Genomic DNA, 12,632 nt, shown 5'->3' on the forward strand with positions numbered 1-12,632 from the left:
GGACGATATGCGTCAGCGGTTCATTCTTGTCCGGCGACAGCGAGTCGCTGGGATGCTTCAGGTTCCCTGCCAGCCGACCTCATGCCGGCTGGCAGGGGAGCTTCATATGGCCCTATTTGATCGGGCCGGCGCTGCCCGGGGCACCCGGAAGCTGATCGGGGAACAGCTCGTATTTGCCCTGCTTGTCCGCAGCCACCCAGAGACGTTCGCGCAAGACGGAGTCTTCTGCCCAGTTGAACAGGAAGATCGGCGTGCCTGGAGGAACGTTGGAGAAGCGCTTGTTGATGATCAGCGCGCCCGGATATTCGGTCAGGCCGATATTGTAGAGGTTCTCGGTCGAGATCTTCTGGAACTTCTTCATCAGAGCCACGCGTTCGTCACTGTTCTGCGACTGCGTGAACTTGTTGACGATATCGACCATCTCCTTTTCGAACGGCATCAGATCGACCTTGCCGTCCGAGCCGGCGCGATGGTTCCAGCTCGTTCGCGGACCGACCGGCGCGAGCTGCTCGGTGTTCTGCACGACCGAGGCGAGCTCCGTGGTGTTGCGCCGAACCATCCAGTCGAAGCGACCGCTGTAGTTGGCGTCGTCACGCTGGTTGCCGTCGAGCGCATTGATGACGACGCGCAGGCCGAGCTTCTCCATCTGGGCGATCACACCTTCGGCCAGGCTCTTGTCCGTGGTGTAGCTGTTGTTGACCAGAAGAGTGAGTTCCACGTCCTTGCCGCCATTGACGCCAGCGGGGAAGTTGACGATGCCGTCGCCGTCCGTGTCCTTGAGGCCGGCCTTCGCAAGCTCGGCTTTGGCGGCGGTGAGATCGAACGGATAATAGACGGTCGAATTGCGGTCGTAAAAACTGCTGCCGGAGGAGAGGCCACCCGGATAGATCGCCGTGAACGGTCCCTTGACCAGCGACTCACCGATTGCCTTGCGATCCAGCGCCATGCTGACGGCCTTGCGAAAGTGCTCGTTGCGGTTCAGCTCGCGTACCGCCTGAGCGCGTGCGTCCGGATTGCCCCAGCCATTGGCGGAGAAATTCATCTGCAGGTTATAGCCGATGAGGCGGGGGCCAAAGGCGAGACGGGCTGGAGCTTCGGGTTGTGCGGCGCGCTTCAGCGAGGCAACGAAGTTTTCCGGCTGTTCGAGGTTCGAAAAGTCCCCGGAGCCGGCAACCGCCTGCACGTCGCGGTCTGCCCAGGTCGAGAGCTTGTAGTGCAGCTCGTTGAGGTAAGGCAGCTGATTGCCCTTCTCGTCGACCTTCCAGTAGTAAGGGTTGCGGCGCATCACGATGATGTCGTCGGAACGGTATTCGACCGGCACCCAGGCGCCCATGACAGGCATGTTCATGAATTCCGGCGGGAACGCATTCTTGAACTGCTCGTAAGTGTTCTTCGAATATTTCGGATGCTGCGGCTTCAGGATATGCGACGGACCGGGGCAGAAGGTGCCGTACGCCATGGCGTAGAGATATTGTCTCGGGAACGCATCCTTGAAGGTCCACTCGACGGTGTAATCGTCGATTTTCTTCAGCGTCGTGCCGGCCCCGAACGTTTCCGGGCTAGCGCCGTTCAGCGGCGAGACGTTATGATCGTTGACCTCGTCTTCCCAGTAGAACATCAGGTCGTCGGCGTTGAAGGGCACCCCGTCGGACCATTTCGCGCCTTCGACCAGATGCATGGTGAGCTTGTGGCCATCCGTCGACCATTCCCAGCCCTTGGCGAGGTTGGGCAGGGGTTCGGTATCCTTGGCTTCGACCTGGAAGAGTGGCGCGGTGCGCGTCAGGCATTCGGAAAGGCCGATGTCGATGCCGCCCCAACCCTGTGTCTGGCCGCCGCCATAGTTCCAGCCCTCCGGCCGGCCACCAATGACGTGTCGCAGCGTGTCGCCGTAGACGCCGATGCCGTCGGGCATGTTGCCGGTCTTAAAGACGAGCGGCTCCTTCGGCAGGCGGTCTTTCACGGGCGGCAGCTTGCCGCTCTTGACGAATTTGTCCGTAACCCAGGCCGGCTCGTGATAGTCCGGTAGCGCCTTGAACTCCAGGATCGAGCTGCGCTCGACATATTTGATCTTTCCTTCCGCCGGGAAGACCGCTGGAACCGGTGGCACTGTCGGTTCGGCCGCATAGGCGCTGATGGCGATCGCCGATGTGGCAATCGTCAACGCGGCTAGAAGGCCGATCGGTCGAAAATGTCTCATCTTTTTCTCTCTCCCTCTTTTGCGTGCGCTCTGTTCGAGGCGCCGCGCTCCTCCAGTACAGGGGAAATAGTCGATTTGCGGCGGTGGATCTCCGCTGAAATCCCCGCCGCATTCTCATTTCCCGAACTCTGCCTGCATCAACCAGCTTGTTTCAGGGCGGCTTTTTCTGCCCGCAATTCCTCGATCGAGCGGACATTGCGGCTTGCCGCGCCCTTCCAGTCGCGCGTCTTGACCTTGCTGCGCGACAGCCGGTCCTTGGCCCCATCAACCGCATGTGCATATTGCGGCAGCCAGCGAGCTTCGGCGACGACCATCTCGTCGACCATCTGCCAGACCTCCTCCGGCGTGGCGATGGCACCGACCAACGGGTCGTGCAGAACGGCAAGCTTCAACAGGTCGATATCGCCACTGATGGCGGCGTGCACCGACATGCGCTGGACATTGATGGACGACATGCAGGTTGCCGCGCATGCCTCGGGCAAGGTGATGCCCGCCACCATGTTGATACCGAAACGATCGACGAAGCCAGGGGATTCGATGATGGCATCATCAGGTAGATTGGTGATGACGCCATTGTTCTTGACGTTGAAATGGCCGCGGTAGACACGGTTGGTTTCAAGCGCCTCAAGGATATGGCTGGCATGCTCGTTGGAGCGCCTGCTAACATCGATCGGCTGCGAGGCGCCGTCGAGGATCTGCTGGAATTCCGTCTCGAACCAGTTGCGCGTCTCGGTGGAGTAGCGCAGATAACCGCCGGTTTCGCCATGGATCCAGTCGGACATATCGATCCACTTGTTGATCTCGTCCGGCCGCTTGCGATACCAGGGCAGGTATTCGGACAGGTGACCGTTGCTCTCCGTCGAATAGACGCCGAACCGCTTAAGCACGTCGATGCGTAGCTTTTCCTGCTGCGAAAAGACCGGATGCGCCTCGAAGGCGGCGATCAATTCGTCCTTGCCGATCTTGCGGCCGTTGAGGCGCAGATCGACGAACCAGGTCTGGTGGTTGATGCCCGAGCAGATATAGTCGAGCTCACTCTTGTCCTTCGCGCCGAGCACTTCGGCGATCTGTTCGGCACCATGCTGGACGCCATGGCAAAGACCGATCGTGTCGACCTTGCCGTATTCGATCGCCGCCCAGGTGTTCATCGCCATCGGGTTGGCATAGTTCAGGAATTTGGCGCCGCTCTCGGCAACGTCGCGGATATCTTTGCAGAAATCGAGAATGACCGGAATGTTGCGCTGACCATAGAGAATGCCACCGGCGCAAATGGTATCGCCGACGCACTGGTCGATGCCGTACTTCAGCGGAATGCGGATATCCTCGGCATAGGCCTCGAGGCCACCGACCCGCACGCAGCTGATGATATAGCGCGCGCCTGCGATCGCCGCGCGGCGATCCGTGGTCGCGGTGACGCGGGTCGGCAGCTTGTTGGCCTCGACGATCCGGTCGAGGATCGCCTTGATCATCGTCAGATTGTGCTCACTGAGATCGGTCAGCGCGAATTCGACGTCGCGGAATTCCGGCACGCACAGAATGTCGGTAAACAGCTTTTTCGTGAAGCCGACGCTGCCTGCGCCGATAATAGCGATTTTGAAACTCATGATCCTCACCTTCAAGTCGGTCGAACAATCAGCGGCGGGGGAGCCGGCAGCATCTCTGCCCTATGATCGTATCGGTTACGAAACGGGCCGAAATTGCGGTTTTTTCTCCAATCGCCGGTCCTCGTCGGCGGTCAAGCGCTGTTTTCTGACGGGATTATGCCTATAATTACGGAGGCGAACAGAGAACTATTATGCTTTCAGGGGTAATTTTGTGCTGCAGGAATTGATCGACAATGGACAGGTCATGCGGACGGTTTCCTTACCGCGCGGACGCCACCGGCTGCATGCCATGCCGACGAGCGCCGGCTATGAGATCCGGCGGGACGAATCCTATGATTGGGATGGGCGCCGACGCGGCCAGACGCCGTTTACCGTGCTTCAGCACACGATCAGCGGCACCGGCCGGCTGCGCTATGAGGGCCGCAACTATCGTGTGAATACCGGCGAGACGCTGCTCGTTCTCGTGCCGCACAATCATCGCTACTGGTTGGAGAAGGGCGAGCGCTGGGAGTATTTTTGGATATCGATGAACGGCGAAGAAGCGTTGCGCATCCATCGTCTGATTCTTGCTGCGGCCGGTCCGGTGTTGAAGCTGCAGCAGGCAACCATCGATCATCTTGCCGATTGCAGCCTGCGGCTCGTCAAGGGCGCTCAGACGCCTGCCTCTGCCTCGGCTGTCGCCTATGAGGCGGCGATGGCGCTCTATGACGATGTCTTCGGTTCGCATGCCTTTGCCGCCGATCGCTCTGCCATGCAGATCGTCATCGACCATATCGATGCCAATCTCGACAAGCCGCTTCCTGTCGATGAGCTTGCCAAGGTGAGCGGCCTCAGCCGCGCCCATTTTTCTCGCGTTTTTGCCGAGAGCGAGGGCGTGCCGCCGGCGGAATTCGTGCTGCAGCAGCGCATGCAGCGCGCCGCGAAACTGCTGACGAAGGCTGCCTTCATTCCGGTCAAGGAAGTAGCGATCATGTCGGGCTTCGATGATGCCAACTATTTCTCCAAGGTATTTCGCCGTATCTACGGCATCAATCCGACGGAATTCCGCACGACCGGCATGTATGCCGCGGTGCGCAATCCGGTCGAGGAGGGGAAGAACGGCCGAAACCGATAGGCGGCGGCAAGGAGGCCACAGTCGCTATCGCTTACCCGGAAAGGAGAAATCCGCCAAACGGTCGCATTGCGCGTCGGCGACGAGGCAGTATAGATATCGCCCCGCGGTATCATGCCTGCCTTGCCGCGCCTGATTTCCAGTCACCATCTGTTCGCCACCCGATGCGACGGGCTTAATCGATAGGATTGAATATGCGTTCTGTTGTCGCCTTCAACGAATCCTGGACGTTTCAAGAGGGGTTTTCGCCCGCGTCTGCCGGCCGACCGCAGGATGGGCAGCGTGTCACGCTTCCGCATACCGCTGTCGAACTGCCCTTCAACTATTTCGACGAGAAATCCTATCAGCGCGCCTTCACCTATCAGAAAATAGTGAACTGGGACGAGACGTTTGCCGGGCGCGAGATATCGCTGATCTTCGATGCGGCCATGGCCGATGCCGTCGTCTATCTGAACGGCGACGAGATCGCGGCACACAAGGACGGCTACACGCCGTTCGAGGCGCGCTTGACCGGCCGTCTGCGTCACGGCGAGAACCTCGTCACGGTCAAGATCGATGGCAGCGAGAACCCCGAGATCCCGCCTTTCGGTGGCCGGATCGATTATCTTACCTATGCCGGGATTTACCGCGATGTCTGGCTGAAGCTGACCGATCCCGTATCGATCGCCAACATCAAAGTCGAGACGGGCGATGTTCTTTCCGATCTCAAATCCGCGACCGTGCGCTGCGATATCTCCAATCCGCAAAATCTTGCTTTTAAGGGAAGGGTGACCGTTACCCTGCGGTCCGCTGATGGCGTGGCCATCGCTTCGGGGCAGGCTAACACCTCCGGCGAGAGCGTGACGCTCGGCTTCGATCGCCTCTCGGGCCTTTCGCTTTGGGATCTCGACAATCCCGTCCTCTATTCGGCCGAAGTGGAGCTTGCGAGCGATCAGGGGGCGGATCGGCACGCCGCGACCTTCGGTTTCCGCATCGCGAGCTTTACCGCCGAAGGTTTTCTGCTGAACGGCAAGGCGCTGAAACTGCGCGGGCTCAACCGCCATCAGGCTTTCCCTTATGTTGGCTATGCGATGGGGCGCTCGGCCCAGGAGCGCGATGCCGAGATCATGAAGCGCACGCTGAAATGCAACATCGTCCGCACCTCGCATTATCCTCAGTCGAAGTGGTTCCTGGATCATTGCGACCGTATCGGCCTTCTCGTCTTCGAGGAAATCCCCGGTTGGCAGCACATCGGTGACGAGGAATGGCAGCAGGAATCGATCCGCAACGTGCGCCGCATGATCGAACGCGACTGGAACCATCCCTCGATCGTCATCTGGGGCGTGCGCATCAACGAATCCCAGGATTCTCACGATTTCTACGCCGAGACGAACCGGCTGGCGCGTGAACTCGATCCGACGCGCCAGACCGGCGGCGTTCGCTACATCACCGAGAGCGAGATGCTCGAGGACGTCTACACGATGAATGATTTCATCCTCGGCAATGAGGAACTGCCTGGCGCCAACCGGCCGCGCACGCCGCTCCGGCCGCAGCAGGAAAACACCGGCCTTTCCAAGGACGTCCCCTATCTGATCACAGAATTCGGCGGCCATATGTATCCGACGAAAATTTATGATCAGGAGCAGCGGCAGGCCGAGCATGTGCGCCGGCATCTGGAAGTCCTGAATGCCGCCTATAGCGATCCGTCGATCTCGGGCGCCATCGGCTGGTGCATGTTCGACTACAATACGCATAGCGATTTCGGCTCGGGTGACCGCATTTGCTACCACGGCGTCACGGACATGTTCCGCGAGCCGAAATTTGCCGCCTACGTCTATGCCAGCCAGTGCGAGCCTTCCGAAGAGGCCGTCATGAAGCCGGTGACGATCTGGGCGCGCGGCGAGCGCAATATCGGCGGCGCCCTGCCGCTTATCGTTCTGACCAATTGCGATGAGGTCGAGCTGCGTTACGGTTCGCTGACCAAGCGTCTCGCTTCGGACAGGGAGACTTTTCCGCATCTGCCGCATCCGCCTGTTGTCTTCGATCACCGTTCCTTCACGCCGGACGAGCTTGGCGTATGGGGTATGGAATGGGAGGATGTGCATTTCACCGGCTACATCGGCGGCAAGCAGGTGGCGGAGCTGCATATGGTCGCAAATCCACTGCCGACCTCGCTTCAGATCGAAGCCGATGCCGATACCATGCGCGCAGGCGAACGCGATACGGTGCGCGTCATCGTGCGCGCGCTCGATCAGGCTGGCTCGCGGCTTCCCTTCCTGAATGATGTCGTCACCATCAAGGTCGATGGCCCGGCCAAGGTTATCGGGCCGGAAACGGTAGCATTCCAGGGTGGAACCACGGGTTTCTGGTTGCAGGCAACGGGAGAGGCTGGCGCCATCAAGCTCGAGGTCGCCTCGCCGCGTTTTGCCAGCCAAAGTTTGAGCCTCGCTGCAAAATAAAGCGCCGAAACGGGCGATTGCAGATAGTCCTGTGATTGCCCTGTCCCATCGCGGACTGGGATCGGATACGCCGATGTTCGCAGTCAGGCAGCTGAGCCGGCTGTTTCTCCGGTGGTTTGCGGAATCGACTGCAATAGTGTCTGTCTTGCCGAGGCAAGATGCGTGCGGCAAGCGGCGTCGATCCGTTGCGGATCGCGCGATTGCAGCGCTGCGATGTAGTCGAGATGTTCGGCCACGGCGCGGGCATTGCGCTCGCGGGCGAAGGCCTTGTTCCATTGAAAGTGATAGTGGAAGACGATGGCGATGACATCATAGAAATCGGCAATGAAGCGATTGCTCGAGGCGCGGTGGATGAGGAGGTGAAACTTCTCATCAAGGCGCGAAAAATCGCGGTAATGCGCGTCGAAATCCTTGAGCAGTTCACGATGTTCCCGCTCGATCGCCTTGAGATCATCCCAGGCGCGATGATTGGCAGGCAGACGGCCGAACTCGGCCGCCGAATGGAGTTCGAACATTTCCCGCACGTCGGCGAGTTCGAGCGCGAATTCGCTGGTGAAGCCCTTCAGGATCCAATGGCTGTTCGGCCGCTTCTCGATCAGCCCGAAGCGGCTGAAGCGAATGAGAAATTCGCGCACGACGGAGGTGCCGGTGCCGATTTCGCGTGCCAGTTCCAGTTCGTTGATCTGCATGCCGGGCTGGGCTTCGTCGGACATGATGCGCATCATGAAGCTGCGCTCGATGATGTCGTGCAGTGAATCGGTTTCCTCCTTCGGGAAGAAATCTGCCTGGTTCGGCAGGCGCAGAACCGTCTTTTGCCGCTTGTTCCAGAGAATGATGCCGGCGTCGCTGAGACGCATGAGGATTGCCCGCGCCGTGCTGCGGCTGACGCCGAGTTCGGCTGCGATTTCTGGTTCGCTCGGCAGCTCAGTGCCGAGCTTCAGGCGTGCTGCGTAGCGATTATACGCCTCCTTGAAGAGCGTGTTTTGCCTTGCCATTTCCCCCTCGCTTGTCGCCGCCGCTCTTTGCCGGCGGCGCTGTCTGAACCATGATCGAATGGCAGTCAATTGCAGGAGTGTTATGCCGGAACCGTGCGGACCGCTTTCCTCCGGGGCGGTGACGATTTCCTCGTTGACACCAAAATGTTTATTGTAGATAAAAAACAAAATCAATTGGCGCCGGACGTCGGAATGTCCGATAAGGTCGATGAGGGAGGAATTGAACATGGTGACGCGTGAAGCCCGCGACCCGAGCGCAATTCACTCATGCCAGCGATAAGTAAATCCGCAAATTGACGATAGTTGTCCGTCAAGCCATAGGCGGCGAGCATTGAAATGACCGTCATCACAAGGGAGAGGTGATGAAGACGAGAACAATCGGCAGGACGGGCCTTGAGGTCACCGAGATCAGCTTCGGCGCTGCTGCGCTGGGCGGCCTCTATCGTGCCTGTCCGCGCGACCAGGCGATGGAGACCCTACAGGCTGCCTGGGATAGCGGCATCCGCTATTTCGATGTTGCGCCCTGGTATGGCTTTGGCCTTGGCGAGCGCCGCGTCGGTGATTTCCTGCGCGATCAGCCTGAGGACAGCTATGTGTTGTCGACCAAGGTCGGCCGCCTTATGCGCCCGGTACCGACAGACAAGGTGCCCAATTACGGCTACGTTGACCCGCTGCCTTTCGATGCCGACTATGATTACTCCTATGACGGTATCATGCGCTCGGTCGAGTTCAGCTATGCGCGCCTTGGGCTCAATCGCATCGATATTCTCTATGTCCACGACATAGGCGGCTATACTCACGGCAAGGCCCTCAACGAGCATCACCTCGGCCAGCTCCTGGGATCCGGGTTGAAGGCGCTGGAGCAGCTGAAGTCGTCAGGCGCGATCAAGGCCTATGGCCTCGGCGTCAACGAGGTGCCAGTCTGCCTGGACGTGATGCGTGCGGCCGATATCGACTGCATTCTCATGGCGGGGCGCTATACTCTGCTGGACCGTTCCGCCGTTGCCGAGTTGCTGCCGCTCTGCGAGAAGACGGGAACGTCGCTGGTGGTGGGCGGCGTCTTCAATTCCGGTATTCTGGCGACAGGCCCGGTGCCTGGCGCACATTTCGACTATCTGCCGGCAACGCCGGATATTTTGGCCAAGGTAGGGGCGATGGAAGAGATCGCTCGCAAGCATGGCGTGCCGCTCGCCCAGCCGGTGATTCAGTTCCCGCTGCGCAGTTCTTGCGTGGCCTCGGTCCTGCTCGGCACGGCGAAGCCGGAAAGTCTTATCCGCAATATGCAGCTCGTAGAGCCCCGGCTCCCCGACAGCTTCTATGCGGAATTCGAAGCACTGACCCTCGTCGCGCCTCCGCTGGGAGACGAGGCGGTCCGGGTCTAGAGCAATTCCCGGAAAACTGCGCAGCGGTTTTCCCGGAATTGCGTGAAACAGCAGATGGAGCGGTTTTGCGATTCCGTGAGACGCTGAACCGCTTCAACAGAGAGCTATCGGGCCGTCGCAAAAGGCGGCATCGAAGAGGAGGAAAGCCTGTTTTGGCGTCGGTGGCCTTTCCGCCGCGCGATGCGTGACGCCTCAAGGCGTTGCGGTACCGAGCCGTAAGCGTTCAGCGGCCGGTGTGCAGGAAGCAGAGCGCGTTGAGAGGAGAAGCAGATGAAAATTACCAAGTCACTTCTGTCCCGCCGCACCTTTGCCGGCCTTGCCGGCGCTGCCATTATCGCAATGGCGATGCCCGTGCAGTCCTTCGCAGCCGACGTGACCATTCCGATCATCGTCAAGGACACGACATCCTTCTACTGGCAGATCGTTCTCGCCGGCGCCCGCCAGGCGGGCAAGGATCTCGGCGTCAAGGTGCCGGAACTCGGCGCACAGTCGGAATCCGACATCAACGGCCAAATCAGCATTCTGGAAAACGCTGTAGCCGGCAAGCCGGCTGCCGTGGTCATTTCGCCGACCGAGTTCAAGGCGCTCGGCAAGCCCGTGGATGAAGCCGCCAAGTCCGTGCCGGTCGTCGGCATCGACTCTGGCGCCGATTCCAAGTCCTTCATCTCGTTCCTGACCACCGACAACGTCCAGGGCGGCCGCATCGCCGCTGACGGTCTTGCCGCTGCAATCAAAGGCATGACCGGCAAGGAAGAGGGGGAGGTCGCGATTATCACCAGCCTTCCCGGTGTCGGTTCTCTCGACCAGCGTCGTCAGGGTTTCCTGGAAGAGGTCAAGAGCAAGTATCCGGGCCTCAAGGTCGTTGCCGATAAATATGCGGACGGCCAGGCCACCACCGGCCTCAACATCATGACCGACCTGATCACGGCCAATCCGAAGCTCGTCGGCGTCTTCGCCTCCAACCTGATCATGGCCCAGGGCGTCGGCCAGGCCATCGCCGAAAACAAGCTCGGCGACAAGATCAAGGTCATCGGCTTCGACAATGACGACAAGACCGTCGGCTTCCTGAAGTCCGGCGTTCTTGCCGGCCTCGTTGTGCAGGACCCCTATCGCATGGGTTATGACGGCATCAAGACGGCGCTCGCCGCTTCCAAGAAGGAAAAGGTTGCCGCCAATGTCGATACCGGCGCCAACCTCGTCACCAAGGCGAATATGAGCGATCCGAAGATCGACGCCCTGTTGAACCCGAAGGTCAAGTAAGGCTTGAGGCCGCGCCCGCGAGATTGGGCGCGGCCTTTCCGTCTGACCGCCTCCTTGAGGCGGCCGCGCGGCCATGCGAGAGGGAGGAGACCTCATGACGAGCCTTGAAGAAATCAGCCATCGGCACGACGACACCGTTAAAACGGAAGCCAGTCGCATTCCAGCTGGCTCGCCCATTCTCGAACTCAAGGGGCTGCAGAAGCGCTATGGCTATGTCGAGGCGCTGAAGCCGGCGACTGTCACGTTTCTGGCCGGAGAGATTCATGCGATTGTCGGCGAAAACGGTGCCGGCAAGTCGACGCTTATCAAGCTCCTGACCGGCGTGATCACAAGGACGGCCGGCGAAATCTTCTGGTGCGGCCATCCGGTGGCGCTTGCAACGCCCAATGAGGCAATTGCCCGCGGTATCAATGCCGTGCATCAGGAAGTGGTGCTTTGCCCGCATCTGACGGTCGCAGCCAATCTCTTCCTGGGCGATGAAGTCAATCGTTTCGGCCTGATGCGCAAGAAGCAGATGGTGACGATGGCGCAGACGGTGCTCGACGATCTCGGCTTCGGATTGCCGGCCGGCGAACTCCTCAGTTCTCTCACAATCGGTCAGCAGCAGCTGGTCGCAACTGCAAGAGCCGCGATGCGCGGCACGCAGTTTCTGATTTTCGACGAGCCGACCGCCTATCTCACCCGTCAGGAATCGGCGCAATTGTTCAAGCTGATCCGCCGCCTGCAGGGCGAGGGTGTGACGATCGTCTATATCAGTCATCGCATGGAAGAGGTGTTCGAGCTGGCCGATCGCGTCTCCGTGTTGCGCGACGGCACACATGTCGGCACCCGCGCCATCGCCGAAACCAACGACGACGAGCTGATCAAGCTGATGATCAATCGTTCCATCGAGCAGATCTACCATAAGGAGGAGATTCCGCTCGGCGACACCATCCTCGAGGCGCGCGGCCTTTCCGGCCCTGGCTTCGAGAATGTTTCGATGAGCGTTCGTGCCGGCGAAATAGTCGGCCTTTATGGCCTGATCGGCGCCGGCCGCAGCGAATTCGCTCTCGGTCTTTATGGGCGCCAACCGCTCTCCGCCGGGGAAATCCACTGGCAGGGACGCAAGGTCGACATCCGCAACGAGCGCGATGCGATGGAACTCGGCATTGCGCTGGCGCCGGAAAGCCGGCGCGATCAGGGGCTCTGCCTCAACCTGCCCATCGGGCTGAACATCAATCTGCCCGTCTTCAGACGGCTGAGCCGTGGTCCGATCATCAACAACAAGAGCGAGGCAGTTAACGCCGACAAGCAGATCCGCGACCTCAGCATCAAGACGCCGAGCCGACGGGTTCTGGTCTCCGCCATGTCCGGCGGCAATCAGCAGAAAGTGGTCATCGGCAAATGGCTGAGCCACGGCGCCAAGCTCTTCATCTTCGATGAGCCGACCGTGGGCGTCGATGTCGGGACGAAGGCCGAGATCTATCGGCTGTTTGCCAAGCTGCTTCGCGGTGGTGCCGGCATTATCGTCATCTCGTCCTATCTGCCAGAGGTCTACGAGCTCGCCGATCGTCTGCACGTCTTCCGCCACGGCCAGCTGGTCGCCAGCCATGATTTCCATGCTGCAACGCATGAGGAAGTCCTCGGCGAGGCGATCGGCGTCTGA

General features: G+C 60.0%; 8 protein-coding genes. 5 read left to right on the forward strand and 3 right to left on the reverse strand.

The genetic code is table 11. The features are described from left to right. Positions 1-112: 112 nt before the first annotated feature. The gene (locus GA0061102_RS07240; RefSeq protein ID WP_092845406.1) at positions 113-2,197 is read right to left on the reverse strand and encodes an ABC transporter substrate-binding protein; all 2,085 of its coding nucleotides are present in this window, start codon (positions 2,195-2,197) and stop codon (positions 113-115) included. Positions 2,198-2,334: 137 nt separating this feature from the next. Then, on the reverse strand, positions 2,335-3,801 hold the full coding sequence (melA, locus tag GA0061102_RS07245; protein ID WP_092845408.1) for an alpha-glucosidase/alpha-galactosidase: 1,467 nt from the start codon (positions 3,799-3,801) through the stop codon (positions 2,335-2,337). Between the two features lie 244 nt (positions 3,802-4,045). Between melA and GA0061102_RS07250 the strand changes: the two genes are divergently transcribed. Together GA0061102_RS07250 and GA0061102_RS07255 are read left to right on the forward strand one after the other, a co-directional pair. Beyond that, positions 4,046-4,915: a helix-turn-helix domain-containing protein gene (locus GA0061102_RS07250; protein WP_425348521.1), complete on the forward strand. Its 870-nt coding sequence runs from the start codon at positions 4,046-4,048 to the stop codon at positions 4,913-4,915. Between the two features lie 191 nt (positions 4,916-5,106). Beyond that, entirely contained in the window at positions 5,107-7,350 is a 2,244-nt protein-coding gene (locus tag GA0061102_RS07255) for a glycoside hydrolase family 2 protein (RefSeq protein ID WP_092845412.1), read from the forward strand. Between the two features lie 83 nt (positions 7,351-7,433). Here GA0061102_RS07255 and GA0061102_RS07260 read toward each other — a convergent pair whose 3' ends face one another. Then, a complete protein-coding gene (locus GA0061102_RS07260; protein ID WP_092845652.1) occupies positions 7,434-8,345 on the reverse strand; it encodes a GntR family transcriptional regulator in 912 nt (303 codons plus the stop codon). Positions 8,346-8,707: 362 nt separating this feature from the next. On the opposite strand from GA0061102_RS07260, the gene GA0061102_RS07265 reads away from it, so the two are divergent. The 3 genes from GA0061102_RS07265 (at position 8,708) to GA0061102_RS07275 (ending at position 12,632) form a co-directional block, all read left to right on the forward strand. Continuing rightward, entirely contained in the window at positions 8,708-9,727 is a 1,020-nt protein-coding gene (locus tag GA0061102_RS07265) for an aldo/keto reductase (RefSeq protein WP_092845414.1), read from the forward strand. 270 nt (positions 9,728-9,997) lie between these two features. Beyond that, positions 9,998-10,987, forward strand: coding sequence for an ABC transporter substrate-binding protein (locus tag GA0061102_RS07270; protein ID WP_092845416.1), 990 nt, complete (start codon positions 9,998-10,000; stop codon positions 10,985-10,987). Between the two features lie 94 nt (positions 10,988-11,081). Continuing rightward, the gene (locus GA0061102_RS07275) at positions 11,082-12,632 is read left to right on the forward strand and encodes a sugar ABC transporter ATP-binding protein (protein WP_092845418.1); all 1,551 of its coding nucleotides are present in this window, start codon (positions 11,082-11,084) and stop codon (positions 12,630-12,632) included.

The sequence above is a fragment of the Martinezella miluonensis genome, from assembly GCF_900094545.1.
In the GTDB taxonomy this organism is placed as follows: Bacteria; Pseudomonadota; Alphaproteobacteria; order Rhizobiales; family Rhizobiaceae; genus Rhizobium; species Rhizobium miluonense.

What these genes read in the sequence shown, in the direction of transcription:
- GA0061102_RS07240 (WP_092845406.1), bottom strand. Translation starts at nt 2,197, where the DNA reads ATGAGACATTTTCGACCGATCGGCCTTCTAGCCGCGTTGACGATTGCC.
- melA (WP_092845408.1), bottom strand. Translation starts at nt 3,801, where the DNA reads ATGAGTTTCAAAATCGCTATTATCGGCGCAGGCAGCGTCGGCTTCACG.
- GA0061102_RS07250 (WP_425348521.1), top strand. Translation starts at nt 4,046, where the DNA reads ATGCGGACGGTTTCCTTACCGCGCGGACGCCACCGGCTGCATGCCATG.
- GA0061102_RS07255 (WP_092845412.1), top strand. Translation starts at nt 5,107, where the DNA reads ATGCGTTCTGTTGTCGCCTTCAACGAATCCTGGACGTTTCAAGAGGGG.
- GA0061102_RS07260 (WP_092845652.1), bottom strand. Translation starts at nt 8,345, where the DNA reads ATGGCAAGGCAAAACACGCTCTTCAAGGAGGCGTATAATCGCTACGCA.
- GA0061102_RS07265 (WP_092845414.1), top strand. Translation starts at nt 8,708, where the DNA reads ATGAAGACGAGAACAATCGGCAGGACGGGCCTTGAGGTCACCGAGATC.
- GA0061102_RS07270 (WP_092845416.1), top strand. Translation starts at nt 9,998, where the DNA reads ATGAAAATTACCAAGTCACTTCTGTCCCGCCGCACCTTTGCCGGCCTT.
- GA0061102_RS07275 (WP_092845418.1), top strand. Translation starts at nt 11,082, where the DNA reads ATGACGAGCCTTGAAGAAATCAGCCATCGGCACGACGACACCGTTAAA.